This window comes from Acidobacteriota bacterium (assembly GCA_009838525.1).
In the GTDB taxonomy this organism is placed as follows: Bacteria; Acidobacteriota; Vicinamibacteria; order Vicinamibacterales; family UBA8438; genus VXRJ01.
This window is the reverse complement of record VXRJ01000036.1, coordinates 19848-34914: the sequence shown is the minus strand read 5'-3', so window position 1 is coordinate 34914 and position 15067 is coordinate 19848. Positions and strand designations below refer to the sequence as shown.

Sequence of the window (15067 nt, the reverse complement as noted above, 5' to 3'; positions counted from 1 at the left end):
GTCATGCCGGCGACACTCACCGGGTTGTTGCGGCGCGCCGCGGAACAGGACGGCTCGGACCTGCACCTGACCGCGGGGACGCCGCCCCGGATCCGGGTGCGGGGCGATCTTTGTCCCCAGGACGACCTGAGCTCCCTGAGTCCCGATGATGTGAAGCGGTTGATCTACAGCGGATTGACCCAGGCGCAGCGGCAAGTGTTCGAGACGACCTCGGAACTCGACTACGCCTTCGGCGGAGGCTCGGGGGCCGAGGACGGCCCGCGGGTTCGCGTGAACGTCTACCGCCAGCGTGGCCACGCGGCGGGTGTCTACCGGCTGATCCCGGATCGGATTCCGGACTTCGCGATGCTCGGCCTTCCTTCGGCGGTCGTGGACCTGTCCGACCGGCCGCATGGCCTCGTGCTGGTGACCGGGCCGACCGGCAGCGGAAAGACGAGCACGCTTGCCGCGATGATCGACCGGATCAACCGGACGCGGCCGGCGCATGTCCTGACGATCGAGGATCCCATCGAGTACGTCCACCCGCACCGCCGATCGGTGGTGAATCAACGCGAAGTGCACGCCGACACGGCCAGCTTCGCGTCGGCCCTGCGCGCCGCTCTCCGCGAGGATCCGGACGTCGTCCTGATCGGCGAGATGCGTGACCTGGAAACATCCGAGGCGGCGCTCCGTCTGGCCGAGACGGGCCACCTCACGCTGGCCACGCTGCACACCAGCTCGGCGGTGCAGGCGGTCAGCCGGATCATCGATCTCTACCCGGCCCACCGGCAGAATCTGGTCCGGACGCAGCTCTGCCAGGTGCTCGAAGGCGTGGTCTGCCAGCGTCTGGTTCCGGCTGCGGACGGCGGCGTGCGCGTCTGCGCGGCGGAGGTGCTGATAGCGACACCGGCGATCAGGAACCTGATTCGGGAAGACCGGCTGCACCAGGCATACTCCACGATGCAGGCGGCCGGCGCGTCGGTCGGCATGCAGACGATGACGCAGGCGCTGGCGTCGCATTGCCACCGAGGCGCGATCACTCGCAAAACGGCGCTGACCCAGGCGCCGAACCGCAACGAACTGATCGCCCTGCTCGATCGGGCGCTCGATCGGGGGCGTGGTCGCGGGCACCCGCAATGACGCTCCCGTGGCCGCGGCGGCGGACGGTTTCGACGAAGAATCTGGCTATCGCCACCCGGCAGCTCGCCGTCATGCTGGGCGCCGGTGTGCCGCTAGCGCAGTGCCTGGACCTTCTGGGCTCGGAGGAACGCGATCCGCTCCTGGCCGAGACCCTCCTTGCCCTCCGCGACGACATCGAGAGCGGCGCGTCGTTTGCCGCGGCGCTCGCCGCCCGCCCCCGGGTCTTCGATGAGCTGTACGTCGGCATGGCGGCGGCCGGAGAAGCCGGCGGAGTCCTTCACACCATGCTGGGCCGCCTGGCGGACTGCGCGGAGAAATCGGTTGCCCTCCGCGGGCAGGTGCGCGCAGCGATGATGTACCCGGTCGCGGTCTTGCTGATCGCTGCGGTCGTGGTGGGCGTCATCCTCTGGAAGGTCATTCCGACGTTCGCCGAGCTCTTCGACGGATTGGGTGCGGTCCTGCCGCTCCCCACCCGCGTCGTCATCGCGGCCAGCGATTCACTTCCGGTGGCCGCCCCCGTTCTGATGATCGTCGCCGGCGGAACTGCCTGGATCGGCCGGCGCTGGTACGCCACGCCCCGTGGCCGCCGCGCGCTCGATGGGGTCCGTTTGCGCCTGCCGGTGATCGGTCCGCTCCTCCGCAAACTGGTAGTCGCACGCTTTTGCCGGACGCTCGCGACCCTCCTTGGCGCCGGCGTCCCGATACTGGATGGCCTCACGATCACCGCGGGCACTTCGGGCAACGCGGTGGTTGCGGACGCTGTGAGGGCGACCCGCAGTGCGATAGAGCAGGGCTCGTCGGTAGCCGCGCCGCTCCGGAGCACCGGCGTTTTCCCACCCATGGTGACGCAGATGGTGGGCGTGGGCGAGGCAACGGGATCCCTCGACGCGCTTCTGTCGAAGGTGGCGGACTTCTATGAGGCTGAAGTGGATCGCGCCGTCGCCGGCTTCACCGCACTTCTCGAGCCGGTGCTGATAGCTCTGCTGGGCGCGATTGTCGGCGGCATCGTCATCGCCATGTACCTGCCGGTCTTCGACCTGATCAGCCGCCTGGCGGGCTAGCAGGCCCGCGCCCGAACGCTCTGGCGGGCGCGCCCGCCGGGGGGGACGCGTTGGAAGTTCCGCTGGTGCGAGAGCGCGCCCTGGGGCGCATCGGGGTATAGTTGGCGTACCGATTGCTTCCATGTCCGGCAGAGGGACGGTGGCGGCGCGGAGAACCGGCCGGATCCCTCGCCAGGGAGGCTCTAGATGACCGGAAAGCGATGGCGTGCTGAACGAACCACGGACCGCGAGCGGGGCTTTACGCTGATCGAGCTGCTGATCGTGGTCGCGATTATCGGCATCATAGCCGCTATCGCGGCTCCGGGACTGCTGCGGGCCCGCATGGCGGGGAACGAGGCGTCCGCAATCGGTTCGCTTCGGGCCATCAACAGCGCGCAGTCGACGTACGCGGCCAGTTGCGGCAATGGCTTCTACGCGCCGACGCTCGCGAATCTGGCAACCCCGCCGACGGTCGGCGGCGGAGACGGTTTCATCGGCACCGACCTGTCAGTCGATCCGTCGGTCAAGAGTGGCTACACGGTCGCGATGACGGCGGGCGCGGCCGCCGTCGGCGCCCCGGTGTCCTGCAACGGCGCGGCGGTCGTCTCCACCTACTTCGTCGGCGCCGATCCCAACCCCGGCGGCGGCGTCCGGTTCTTCGGAACGAATCAGGGCGGGACGATCTACCAGGCGAACGCGACGGTGGCAGTGACGCAGAACGGCGCGCCGGCCGGCGCCGTGCCGATTCAGTAGCGCATCGCCGGCGGCGCAATCCGGGTTGCGGTTCCTGGTGACAACGAGTGACAGCGACCGGCGGCGCACGCCTGTCGGCAGGGGTTGGCGACGGCCGCTGGGGGATGCGCAACGGAGGTTGACATGACCGGACGCGCGCGAACCGGGCTGTTGCTTTTTGCGTTTGCGGGATTGGGGGCGTCGCTGGCTTCCACCTGGGTGCATCTGCAGATCCTCCTCGATCCGTTCTACGTCAGCGTCTGCGATGTCAACGCCACGGTCAGTTGCTCGCAGGTCTACGAGAGCCGGTACGGGAGCTTCCTCGGTGTCCCCGTCGCCCTCGGGGGCGTCATCTGGTTCACCGGCACACTACTGCTCGCCTGGGCGGGCGGACGCGCGCCCGCGGAATCGGCGGAGAACGTGGCGGGCTACCTGCTCACCTGGTCGACGGCCGGACTGGCCGTCGCGATGTACCTCGCCTATGCGTCGTTCTTCCTCCTGGGTATGGTCTGTCTCTTCTGCGTCGCGGTCTACGTCAGCGTGATCGGCGTCTTCGTGCTCGCCGGCAGCGCGCCGGCGACCCCCGCCCTGAAGCTGATCGGGGTGGCGGCGGGTGACCTGCGGCTGCTGGCGCGGAGTCCGATGGGCCGGGCGGTCGCCGTAGCCTTTGTCGCCGGCTCGGTGGGATCGACTCTCTGGTTCAACAGCCTGTCGCAGGCCGATGCCATGGCGGCGCTGGCGGAGCTGCCCGTCGAGGATGCGGGCGCGGGCGCTCCGGCGGCGGATCCGGCCCCACCCACCCTCTCGGAGGAGGACCAGCAGAGCGAGTTCGAACGTTACTGGTCGGCCGAACCGCGGGTGGAGATGGACCTGCCGCCGGCGTCGGCCGCGGCGGCGGAGGGCGCGGACGTCGTCGTGCTGAAATTCAATGACTACCAGTGTCCCGCCTGCGCCAATGCGCACCGGCTGTACGGACCGGTCTTCGCGAAATATGCCTCGTCCGACCCGGGACGGGTGGTGCAGGTGGTTCTCGACTTTCCGCTCGATCCGTCGTGCAACGACGAGGCGCCGTTCGGGCAGCACGACGGCGCCTGTGCGGCGGCGGTTGCTGTCCGCATCGCGGCTGCGCGGGGAGAGGATCTCCGTTCCGAGATGGAAGACTGGCTCTACAACAACCAGCCCGGCCTGACGCGAGCGGCGGTGACGGAGGCGGTTGCGGATATCGCCGGGATCGATCAGGCGGCCTACGACGCCGCGTACGACGAGACCGTCGACGCGGTTCGGGCAGACATCGCGGTGGGCGTGGCGCTGCCGGTGGAAGCGACGCCGACGTACGTCGTCAACGGCGTCGTCATCGGCGGGATGCTGGCCCCTCGCTTCTTCGACGCGGCGATCGCGTACGAGTTGGAGCGCGCCGCGGCCGACGAGTAGCGTGCTCCCGGCTCCGCTTGCCGTTCCGCTGCTGGTCCTGGGGGGACTGGCGGCCGGCAGCTTCCTGACCGTCTGCATCCGGCGCCTGCCAGAGGGCGGTTCCGTCATCACGCCGCGCTCGCACTGCCCCACCTGCGGGCACATCGTCCGGTGGCGCGACAACGTTCCGGTCATCAGCTACCTCGTGCTGGGCGGCCGCTGCCGCGACTGTGGAGCCCGAATCAGCGCGATGTACCCCGCCGTGGAGATCGCCACGCCGCTTCTCTTCCTGCTTCAGTACGCGCTCGCCGGTTTCGGGCCGCCGCTGGCGTCGCGTCTGGTCTTTACCAGCATGCTGGTCGTGCTGTTCGTCACCGACCTCCGTCACCGCCTGTTGCCGGACGTGATCACGATTCGCGGCGCCGTCGTCGGCCTCGTTGCGGCGATCTGGCTACCCCCCGGCTGGATCGACGCGTTGATCGGCGCACTCGGCGGCCTGCTGCTGCTGTTGGCGATCCGTGAGCTGTACTGGCGGATCCGGGGGCACGAAGGACTGGCCTACGGCGACGCCAAGATGCTTGGTCTCGTAGGCGCGTTCCTGGGCTGGCGCCTGATGCTGGTCAGCGCGGTGTTCGCGTTCCTTCTCGGCGCCGCGGTCGGTCTGGCGCTGATTGCCGCCGGACGGGCCGGACCACGGACCGAGCTGCCGTTCGGGTCGTTTCTCGCGGTTGCCGCGATCATCGCGATGGCCGTTGGTGATCGCGTCCTCGCCTGGTATCTCGCGTTCTACTGAGACGTCGGCGCCGTCGGGATGGCACGCGGCTTGCACCCGTGGTTCGCATGCGGGGCGAGGAGGCGGGTCACGCGCTGGTCGAAGCGCTGATAGCGTCGGCGGTGGTCATCACGGTCGCGGCGGGTGTCGCCCAGGTGGCGGTGATGAGCGCCGCTTCCGTCCGGAGGGACGCCGCCCAGGGGATGGCGCTCTTTCTCGCCGCGCAGAAGCTGGAGCAGCTCGCCTCGCTGGCGTGGACCTACGACGCAACGCTGCGGCCGGTCTCGGACGTCGTCACCGACCTGGCCGTCGATCCGCCCGCGCCGACCGGTCAGGGGCTGCTGCCCTCACCGCCCATCGGTGCGGCGGCAGCCGGCTACATCGACTACCTCGACCGCGACGGCGCCTGGATCGGCACCGGATCCGTTCCCCCCGCCGGGACCGCCTTCGTCCGTCATTGGTCGGTCTCGCCGGTTCCCCTGTCCGGCCCGGACGTACTGCTCCTGCAGGTGGCGGTGGTCGCGGCAGGCCCGCGGGGCGGTGCGGGCCCCATGGCAGTGCGGTCCGGGGACCCGGGTGTCACCTGGCTGGTCACGGTGCGCGTTCGCCAGTGAGGACGCGATGCTCGTCGAACTGCTCGTCTCCACCGGCATCGTCCTGGGATTGCTGGGCGTGGTCGCCACCCTGCTCGATCCTTCGGGCGGGGTCCTTGCCGTGCAGACGCACGCCGTCGACCTGCATCAGCGGCAGCGGGCGGCCCTGGCGGAACTGCACCGGGATCTGCTCGCCGCCGGTAGTGGCCCGCACCCGGGAATGCTTGGCACGGTGGCGCACGTAATGCCGGCGGTTGCGCCGGTACTCCGGGGTGAAGGGGCCACCGGAGCGGTGGGCGCGGACCGCCTTTCCGTCGTCTACGCGCGTTCCAATGCGTCGGGCGCGCGCCTGGCGGCGCCGCTGCCCGGCGCCGGCGGGAGCGTCACGGTGACGCAGGACACTGCCTGCCGGTCTGTTCCGTGCGGCCTGACCCGGGATGGCGGTGGGTTGGCAATCGTCTACGACGACACCGGTCGGGCCGGTCTGTACCGCATCACGGGTCGTTCCGGGGCCACCGTCGAGCTGATCCACGTCGGAGGCGGTCCAGCCGGGGGAACGTTCGCGGTCGGTTCGCGAATCGCGCCGGTGCGTGTCCGCGGCTACTACCATGACGCGGGCCGCCAGCAGATCCGCGTCCACAACGGCGCTGGCGCCGACCGGCCCGCGATCGAGGGCGTGGCCCGTTTCGGCGTCCGGTATTACGGCGCGGATCAGCCGGCGCCGCCGCCGTCCACGACGCTGCCGGCGGGGCCGCTGGTGGTTCCGCCCGGCTCGCCGGCGCCCGTTCCGGTCGCCCTGATGGCGCCCTGCCTTGCCGCTGCGGTAGCCGCCGGAGCGCCTCCGACATCCCGGGCCGCGCCGATCGATCTGGCCGAACTGGCGGACGGCCCGTGGTGCGGCGCCGGCGCGGCGCTCGATGTCGATCAGTTCCGGATTCGGCGTATCCGTGTCGAGGTCACGCTTCGCGTCGTGGATGACGCGTGGCGGCGGGCGCCGCCAGGCACCCTCGGGCCGCGCCGATCGACGGGTATCCGTGACGTCGGGGCGACACTCGACGTGACGCCGCGCAGTCTCACGTCCTGGTGATATGGCAAGCCACGGCGAGCGAGGCGCGGCGCTGGTGGTCGCGCTGCTGCTGGGACTGCTGCTCGTGGCGCTCACCGCCGCGCTGGTCCCGCTGTCGACCATCGAAACGGAGGTGGCGGCGAACCACCGCCGCTCGGTCGAAGGGCTGTACGCCGCGGAGGCGGCGGCTGCGCTTGCCGCGGCGGAACTGGGCGGGCTTCCCGACTGGAGTGTCGTCCTGGACGGGTCGTTTCGGTCGGCTCACTGGGGAGCGTCGCTGGCGCCGACGATGCCGGATGGCCGGACGGTGGATCTGGCGGCGGTCGCCGGGTTGCTTCGCGCACGCGGCGCGGGCGGGGATGACGCAGGCCGTGGCCTCGCGTGGACGCTTCTCGCGCACGGCGATCTCGCCTCGTGGGTCGGTCTGCCACCCGGATTCGGGCCCTGGCTGGTGGCGGTCTGGGCGGCGGATGACCCCACGGATGCCGATGGCGCCCCGCTGGTCGACAGCAACGGCACGTTGGTGTTGCATGCCGCGGCGTACGGTCCGCGCGGGGCCAGCCGGGCGCTGCAGGCGACGCTGGTGCGCCAGGTGCTGACACCGCCACCGCCCGCGCCGCCGGTCGTGCGGTCACGGCTGATTTCCCAACGCGTCGTCCGCTGACGCGCGCCCTGCCGGGCGCGTTGACTGGTGCTTGCTGGTTGGTGCGGGCGGGCGCTATCAGGCCGCGGTTCCAATCGCCTGGAGCGAACGACGGAACTGGGCCTCGGTGACGTCGTTGACGATCTCCGTCGCTCCGAGCTGGGTGGGCAGAACCACGTGCAGCCGGCCGCCGATGACCTTCTTGTCGCGCCGCATCGATTCGACCAGCTTCTGCGCCGAGAGATCGCCGATCGCCGGCAACGGCCCGAGTCTCGCGATCAGGGTGGCAAGCGCCGCGCGATCCGCCTCCGGGAGCGATGCGCGGCGGACGGCCAGGTCGGCGGCTGCCAGCATGCCGTAGCCGACTGCTTCGCCGTGCCGGAAACGCCGGTACCGCGTCACCGCCTCGATGGCATGCCCTGCCGTATGGCCGAAGTTCAGGATGCGCCGCAGGCCCGCCTCGCGTTCGTCCTTGGCGACCACCCGGGCCTTCACTCGGCATGACGCGGTGATGACCGGGACGATCGCGCTGGTGTGGCGGTGGACGATGGCGTCGAGGTCCCGCTCGAGCCGCCGGAACAGACGGGTGTCGGCGATCACGCCGTACTTGATCACCTCGTACAGCCCGGCGCGGAACTCGCGGCGCGGCAGCGTGTCGAGCAGCAGCGGGTCGATCACAACCGTGATTGGCTGGTGGAAAGCGCCGATGAGGTTCTTGCCGAGCGGATGGTTGACTCCCACCTTGCCGCCGATGGAAGAATCCACCTGCGCCAGCAATGTCGTCGGCACATGCACGAGGCGGACGCCGCGAAGCCAGGTGGCGGCGGCAAAGCCCGCGACATCTCCGACGACACCGCCGCCGACGGCGACGATGGTGACGGATCGGTCGGCGGCCGCCTGCGCCAGCGCATCGTGGATGAGCCCGACCGTCCGGACCGTCTTCGCCCGCTCCCCGTCCGGCATGAGGCAGTGTCCGGCGAGGGGGAGGGCGGCGCTGATCCTCTCGCCGTGCGCCCGCCAGACGGTTGGACTCGAGACGACGAACCGCGGGCCGTCGCCGCCGGCCTCGGTGATCCAGCGGTTCAGATGTTCCACCGAACCCGCACCGACGCGAATCCGGTAGGCGCGTGACGCCGTGCCGACCCGAATCACTACCTCGCGCATGGCGCGGTTAGGATACCCCGCCATCGTTCCGCGGAACGATCTACACTGATCGGTCCCGCCAGCCGGGACGGACGGAACCACGGACCAGACCGACGAGGACAAGACCCAGATGGCGCCAAAGGGACAGGCATTCGTCACCGAGATCACGCCCCGGTCGGAGGATTTCTCCCGCTGGTACACCGACGTGATCCGCCGCGCTGAACTGGCCGACTACTCGCCGGTCAAGGGGAACATGGTGATCCGGCCGTACGGCTACGCCATCTGGGAACTGCTGCAGGCGGCCCTCGACCGTCGCTTCAAGGCGACCGGCCATGTCAACGCGTACTTCCCGCTGTTCATTCCGGAGAGCCTGCTTCGCAAGGAGGCGGCCCACGTGGAGGGGTTCGCCCCGGAAGTGGCGTGGGTAACGCAGGGAGGGAACGAGCCCCTCGACGAGCGCCTGGTCGTCCGTCCCACGTCGGAGGCAATCATCGGCACGATGTACGCGAAGTGGGTGCAGTCGTGGCGCGACCTGCCGATCCTGATCAACCAGTGGTCGAACGCGGTCCGGTGGGAGAAGGTGACGCGCCTGTTCCTGCGGACTACCGAATTCCTGTGGCAGGAGGGACACACCGCGCACGAGACCGCGGCCGAGGCCGAGGAGGAAGCGCGCCGGATGCTGGGTGTCTACAAGGAGTTTCTCGAGACGGAGCTCGCCATGCCGGTGATGGACGGGCGGAAGACGGAAAGCGAGAAGTTCGCCGGCGCCGTGCACACCTACTCGGTCGAGGCGCTGATGGGCGACGGCCGGGCGCTTCAGGCGGGGACGTCGCACAACCTGGGGCAGAACTTCGCCAAGGTGTTCGACATCACGTTTCAGGCGCGCGACAAGTCGGTGCAATACGTCTGGCAGACGTCATGGGGCATGACAACGCGGCTGATAGGCGGCGTCATCATGACCCACGGGGACGACAGCGGGTTGATCCTGCCGCCGCGGATCGCGCCGCACCAGGTAGTCATCGTTCCGATCCCGCGCGGCAACTGGAAGGAGACGGTGCTGCCGTCCGTCGACCGGATAGCCGCCGCACTGCGCGAAGAGGGGATTCGTGTTGTGGTCGACGACCGGGAGGAGCACAAGCCCGGCTGGAAGTTCTCGGAATGGGAAATGCGCGGGGTGCCGCTGCGCGTCGAAATCGGCCCGCGCGACGTCGAGCAGTCGCAGGTGGTGGTGGCTCGCCGCGACACGCGGGAGAAGACCTCAGTGCCGATGCAGGGGATCGGCGAGCACGTTTCCGATCTGCTCGAGACGGTGCAGGCCGAGCTGTTCTCGCGCGCGGCGGCGTTCCGCGAAGCCCACACCGTCCGCACCTCCTCCCGTGCGGAGTTCCAGCAGTTGTTCGAAGGGCGCCCCGGTTTCGTGGTTGCCCCCTGGTGCGGTGACGCGGACTGCGAGGCGCGGATCAAGACCGACACGCAGGCAACGATCCGCAACCTGCCGCTGGAGCCGGTCAAGGTGTCGGGCACCTGTGTCCGGTGCCGGAAACCCGGCGTCACCGACGCCTGGTTCGCGAAGGCCTACTGAGGATCACCAGCGGGCCGGAGGGGCAACCCCCGGCCCGTCGCCCGCTACTGCACGAGGCGAACCACGAGGGCGGCGCGCCGATTCAGCCGTCGCGTCTCTTCACGCGCGTTGTCGTGGGCCGGCCGCTCTTCACCGTAGGTGATCGTCTGCAACCGGCTCGCGTCGATGCCGCGGCTGGTCAGGTACGACTCCACCGCATCGGCTCGCCGGTCGCCGAGCGCCAGGTTGTACTCGTTGGTGCCGATGTTGCAGGTGTGGCCTTCGATCTGGATGGTGAAGTTCGGATCCTCCATCATCGCTTCGACGACTTCGTTCAACACTTCCAGCGCCACCGGCCGGAGCGAGTACCGGTCGAAGTCGAAGTGGACGTCCTCGAACATCCAGTCGCGCTGCGGCGGCGGCGGCGCGTTCACCGTGATGTTCGCGGTGTCGGAGGCGGAGCCGCCGTTGCCGTCGCTGACCGTCACGCTGACCGGGACCGGCCCGGCGTTGTCCGGCGCCTGCCAGGTTGTCGTGGCGCGGTCGGCGCCGCCGGTGAACTGGCCGGCCGGCGCATTCCACCGGTAGGTGAGCGCGTCGCCGTCCGGGTCGGAAGCATCCGCCCGCAAATTGACGTTCTCGTTGACCATCACTTCACACGGGTCGCACGACACCGAGACGGTGGGAGGCCGGTTCGGCTCCGGCGGCGGCGGCGGTGGTGGCGGCGGCGTGTAGACGCGAACGCCCGGGTGATAGGTGAGGCGCATGATCACGCCCATCCGGTCGGCCTGCGGCAGCGACTGATCAACCATGGATCGCGACGCGTGGCGCAGCGCCCAGGTGATGCCGCCCCCGAACGCGATGCCGCGCCCCTGCACCTGCACTCCGGCGACAAGGTCGAGGGGCGAGGTAGCTGGAAGGGACAGGCCGCTCATGCTTCTGTCGCGCGCCATCAGCGGCGAACGCACCGTGATCTCGTCACCCAGCGGAGCGGACGCGAGCAGCTCGCCAAAGACGCGAACCGGTCCGGCGATCGGCGCGCCCACACCCGCGCCGAACCGGAATCCGTTCGGGACGGTGAGGTTGTCGGGGTTGCCGCGGAACTGGAAGTCCCCATGCAACGCGACTTCGGCGTTCTGCGCGGCCTTGCTCACTACGAGGCCAACGCCGCCACCCGGCGCTCCGCCGGACGTGCCGGAGGCCTCGCTGCCGGTCGGCAGCCGCGTCCAGCCGCGAAACGCCACGGCGGCCGGAGCCTGTGTCCGCTCCGACAACAGGTTCACCTTCACGCCGACGACGATGTCGCCCATGGCGCTGCCGCTGAACTCCCGCGTGGCCAACGGATAGTCCAGATCAAGGCTGCCGGCGTTCCCGGACCGAAAGAGAGGACGGATATCGCGGTCCAGGCGCATGATCAGCGGAATCGACGCGAAGATCTCCGCCCTCCCGCCGGCGCCGACCGCGAAGGTGCCGCCGCTCGCCTGGATGGCGGTGAAGCCCGCCTCGCGGTTCAACGTCGCGTGCTGGGCGGAAGCCGAGACGGTGCCCGCGGCCAGCACCTCGGCGGTCGGAACGAACCAGAGACCCGTATCACCCAGGAAGGTGACGCCCGCGGGCCGCGTGTTCTCTTCCTCCTGCGCGGCGGCGGGGCCGGCAAGAAGAACCAGTGCGGCAGCCGCGGCTGCCGCACGGAACCAGAAACGCCCTTGACCTGAATAGTGCTTCCGCAGGTGTGTCACCAAGTTGCCCCCACGTGTTGGTACACCCCACCGGGGCGTATTTCACCCGATTCTATGGCCGTGTTTGTGGCAAGTCAACGCGGCTTGCCGCTCGTCAGTCGTTCTCTTCCGTATCCGATCCCCGCTTCCGGAAGACCCAGGCGATGCCGATGCTCAGCAGGTAGAGCGCGAGCATCGGCCCGGCCATGAAGGTCATGGTTACCGGGTCGGGGGTCGGCGTGATAACCGCTGCCACGATGAAGATCACCAGGACCGCGTACTTGAAGTTCCGCAGCAGGAACTTCGGCGACGCCACACCCATCCGGGCGAGAAAGAACACCACCGTCGGCATCTGAAAGACCACGCCGCACGCGAGCACCAGGCGCACGTACAGCGCGAAGCCCGGTTGAAGCCGCGGCGTGAACTCCACGTACTCGTCCGCGGCGCCGAAGCTGGCGAAGAAGCCCCAGGCGACCGGGAAAAGGACGTAGTGGCCAAAGACCACGCCCCCGATGAAGAAGATCGAGGCGAGCGCGATGAAGGGAATGGCGAACTTCTTCTCGTGCGCGTAAAGCCCCGGGGCGACGAACAGCCAGAATTGCGTCATCACGACGGGCGTGGCGAGTACGAGGCCGGCCAGCGCCGCCATCTTCAGGCGAAGGAAGAACGCCTCCGTCGCATCGGTGTAGATGAGTCTTCCGCCTTCCGGAAGCACCTCGGCGAGCGGTTCCATGATGAAGTCGAAGATGGGCTCGATGAAGCCGAGGCAGATCAACAGGCCGACGCCCAGGGCGATGAACGACCGAATCAGGCGGCGGCGCAGCTCGTCCAGATGATCGAGGAACGACATCTTGCCGCCCGTGCCGTCGCCGTCGCCGCCCTCCTCGTCGGTTTCCGGCTCCGGCGGCTCTCCCGGCGGCGGCGCGCCGGGATCGGCCGGCGCCGGCGGGGAGGGTGGCGCGGGCGGTTCGGCGACGGCCGTTTCGGTGGCCGCGGGCGGAGCGGGCGGAGCGGGCGAGGCGGCGGACGGCTCCGCCGGATCGGGCAGATCGGGCGGATCAGTTGCGGGTTGCCTGGGCGTCGGAACGTCAGCCATCGCGTGGCTGCTACGTGCCCACGTCGGGCTCGGTCGGGTGAACGTCGGCGGCTGCCGCCGTGGCGGTGGCGGCCGCTACCGGCCCCGAGGTGGTGGCTGCCTTCGCGGTGGCCGACGTCTGTGCGGGCACCGACTGGGCGTCGGACGCCGGCGTGGAGGGACCTGCGCCCACAGCCTTGGGTTGGGGCGCTGTGCCGGTCTTCGGCTTCTGGCGCTCCTCGACCCGGATCTCCTCGTCGAGCGTGTTGCGCAACTCGTTGGACGCCCGCCTGAACTCGCCGAGGCTCTTGCCGAGCGAACGGCCCAGTTCCGGCAGCTTGCGCGGACCGAAGACGATCAGCGCCACCACGAGGATGATGACCATCTCCCAGACGCCGATGGGCCCCATGTCTGCTGCTCCTTGGCCGTCAATTGGGCAGGCAAACCTGTCGTACGACGGCTCTTGACGAGTATATGAACCGGCCCGGAGGAGGGTCAAGGCGCCATCGGCGGCCTCCGGATCGCCGCCGCCGTTGCGGGATTCGGGCGGCTCTGGTAGCATCGCATCAGCCCATGCGGACCGCGGCATCCCTTACGACTGGCGTGGTGGCTGTAGTCATGCTCGCCATCCTCGGCGGGTTGTTCGGGGGGCAGGCGCTCGCCCGTCAGGACGAGATGGCGCGGCAGTTCGACGCGTTCGCGTCGGCCATTGCCCTGATCGAAGCGAACTACGTCGACGACGTGGAAGTCGAGCAGCTCGTCTCGCGCGCCGTCGGGGGCATGCTGCAGACGCTCGATCCCCACTCGAGTTACATGGATGCCCGCTCTTACGCCAGGCTGCGCGAGCGCCAGGAGGGCCGCTACTACGGGCTCGGCATTTCCATCAACGTCATCAACGGGCGAATCACCATACAGAGCCTTTTCGAGGGATCGCCCGCTTACCGGGCCGGGCTCCGCCGCGGCGACGTGATCGCCCGTATCGAGGGGGACAACGCGATCGGAATGAGCAGCGATCAGGCGGTGGGTCGCCTGCGCGGACCGCGCGGCACGTCGGTCAACATCTCCATCGAGCGGCCGGGCTACGACGATCTCATCGACCTCGCGGTCGAGCGCGACGAGATCAACATCGCGACGGTCGAGGCGGCGTTCATGGTGGACGACGTGACCGCCTACGTCCGCCTGGGCGACTTCGCCGAGACCAGCAACGAGGAGTTGACCCGCGCCCTGGCGTCGCTCCGCGCCGAGGGCTTCGCCCGGCTGATGCTGGACCTGCGCGGCAATCCGGGAGGTCCGCTGGATCAGGCGATCGAAGTGTCGAACCAGTTCCTGCCCAACGGCGACATGATCGTCTATACGCGCGGCCGGGTCGCCAACTCCGATCAGGACTACTTCGCACGCGAAGCCGGGGAGTACACCGACCAGCCCCTCATCGTGCTCGTAAACCGGAACAGCGCCAGCGCGTCGGAGATCGTGGCCGGCGCGGTTCAGGATCACGACCGCGGCCTGGTGGTGGGTGAGACGACATTCGGCAAGGCGCTGGTGCAGTCGATCTTCCGAGTCAGCCACGGCGCGGGGCTGGCGCTGACGACGGCGCGCTACTTCACCCCGAGCGGCCGAATGCTGCAGCGCCCGTGGGACGCCGCCTTCGACGAGTACCTTACCTATTCACTGCGTGAGCCCGAGGCGCCGAATCGCATCCCGGCGGATCGGAAGCTGACGGATGCCGGGCGCGAGGTGTACAGCGGCGGCGGGGTGGAGCCGGACCACTTCCTGACCGGGCCGATTGCCGGCTTCGACCCGTCGCGGTTCGGCCGCCTGCTCTCGGCGCGGCGCGATTTCGTCAGCTTCGCCCAGCGTTTCTCCGCCGCGGGCGACACCAGGGTCAGTCTGGAAGGGGCGGATCGCGTGGTGGTCGACCGCGGCTTCGTCATTGACGACGCGATGCTGGCCGACTTCAAGGCGCATGTCGAGGAGCGCGGCCTGACGGTCGACGAGGAAGCGTTTGCGGCGGATCTCGACTTCATCCGCGCCATGATCCACTACGAGATCGATACCGACCTGTTCGGCGAGATGGAGGCGCGCCGGCGCCTGTTCGACTACGACCCCCAGGCGCAGTACGCGCTGACCCTGTTTGACGAGGCGGAGGCTCTCCTCCTACTCGGCGACGCCGCGACAGCCGTCGCCGCCCAGTGATG

14 protein-coding genes are annotated in these 15067 nt (G+C 69.4%); 10 read left to right on the top strand and 4 right to left on the bottom strand.

Annotation, left to right across the window (positions count from 1 at the left end; all coding sequences use genetic code 11):
• Positions 1 to 3: 3 nt before the first annotated feature.
• The 8 genes from F4Y45_17350 to F4Y45_17315 all read left to right on the top strand — a co-directional run bounded on the left by F4Y45_17350 (position 4) and on the right by F4Y45_17315 (position 7396).
• Entirely contained in the window at positions 4 to 1119 is a 1116-nt protein-coding gene (locus F4Y45_17350; GenBank protein MXY26272.1) for a type IV pilus twitching motility protein PilT, read from the top strand.
• Positions 1116 to 2180, top strand: a complete 1065-nt coding sequence (locus F4Y45_17345; GenBank protein MXY26271.1) for a type II secretion system F family protein — start codon at positions 1116 to 1118, stop codon at positions 2178 to 2180. Before F4Y45_17350 ends, F4Y45_17345 begins: the two co-directional genes overlap by 4 nt.
• 186 nt (positions 2181 to 2366) lie before the next feature.
• Positions 2367 to 2912 (top strand): prepilin-type N-terminal cleavage/methylation domain-containing protein, encoded by a 546-nt coding sequence (locus tag F4Y45_17340; protein ID MXY26270.1) that lies wholly within the window; start codon positions 2367 to 2369, stop codon positions 2910 to 2912.
• A 123-nt stretch (positions 2913 to 3035) separates the two neighbouring features.
• Positions 3036 to 4322: a thioredoxin domain-containing protein gene (locus F4Y45_17335; protein ID MXY26269.1), complete on the top strand. Its 1287-nt coding sequence runs from the start codon at positions 3036 to 3038 to the stop codon at positions 4320 to 4322.
• A 1-nt stretch (position 4323) separates the two neighbouring features.
• On the top strand, positions 4324 to 5094 hold the full coding sequence (locus F4Y45_17330) for a prepilin peptidase (GenBank protein ID MXY26268.1): 771 nt from the start codon (positions 4324 to 4326) through the stop codon (positions 5092 to 5094).
• Positions 5095 to 5132: 38 nt separating this feature from the next.
• Complete coding sequence (locus F4Y45_17325) at positions 5133 to 5687, top strand: hypothetical protein (protein ID MXY26267.1); 555 nt, start codon at positions 5133 to 5135, stop codon at positions 5685 to 5687.
• 7 nt (positions 5688 to 5694) lie between these two features.
• On the top strand, positions 5695 to 6753 hold the full coding sequence (locus F4Y45_17320) for a hypothetical protein (GenBank protein ID MXY26266.1): 1059 nt from the start codon (positions 5695 to 5697) through the stop codon (positions 6751 to 6753).
• 1 nt (position 6754) lies between these two features.
• The gene (locus F4Y45_17315) at positions 6755 to 7396 is read left to right on the top strand and encodes a hypothetical protein (protein ID MXY26265.1); all 642 of its coding nucleotides are present in this window, start codon (positions 6755 to 6757) and stop codon (positions 7394 to 7396) included.
• 57 nt (positions 7397 to 7453) lie between these two features.
• On the opposite strand, the gene aroB is transcribed toward F4Y45_17315, so the two are convergent.
• Positions 7454 to 8563, bottom strand: coding sequence for a 3-dehydroquinate synthase (aroB, locus tag F4Y45_17310; protein ID MXY26264.1), 1110 nt, complete (start codon positions 8561 to 8563; stop codon positions 7454 to 7456).
• Between the two features lie 85 nt (positions 8564 to 8648).
• Between aroB and F4Y45_17305 the strand changes: the two genes are divergently transcribed.
• Positions 8649 to 10100: a proline--tRNA ligase gene (locus F4Y45_17305; GenBank protein ID MXY26263.1), complete on the top strand. Its 1452-nt coding sequence runs from the start codon at positions 8649 to 8651 to the stop codon at positions 10098 to 10100.
• A gap of 44 nt (positions 10101 to 10144) precedes the next feature.
• Here F4Y45_17305 and F4Y45_17300 read toward each other — a convergent pair whose 3' ends face one another.
• The 3 genes from F4Y45_17300 to tatB all read right to left on the bottom strand — a co-directional run bounded on the left by F4Y45_17300 (position 10145) and on the right by tatB (position 13281).
• Positions 10145 to 11818, bottom strand: a complete 1674-nt coding sequence (locus tag F4Y45_17300; protein ID MXY26262.1) for an OmpA family protein — start codon at positions 11816 to 11818, stop codon at positions 10145 to 10147.
• A gap of 94 nt (positions 11819 to 11912) precedes the next feature.
• Positions 11913 to 12893, bottom strand: a complete 981-nt coding sequence (tatC, locus tag F4Y45_17295; GenBank protein ID MXY26261.1) for a twin-arginine translocase subunit TatC — start codon at positions 12891 to 12893, stop codon at positions 11913 to 11915.
• A gap of 10 nt (positions 12894 to 12903) precedes the next feature.
• Positions 12904 to 13281, bottom strand: a complete 378-nt coding sequence (gene tatB / locus F4Y45_17290) for a twin-arginine translocase subunit TatB (GenBank protein ID MXY26260.1) — start codon at positions 13279 to 13281, stop codon at positions 12904 to 12906.
• A 65-nt stretch (positions 13282 to 13346) separates the two neighbouring features.
• Between tatB and F4Y45_17285 the strand changes: the two genes are divergently transcribed.
• On the top strand, positions 13347 to 15065 hold the full coding sequence (locus tag F4Y45_17285) for a S41 family peptidase (protein MXY26259.1): 1719 nt from the start codon (positions 13347 to 13349) through the stop codon (positions 15063 to 15065).
• Positions 15066 to 15067 lie beyond the last annotated feature (2 nt).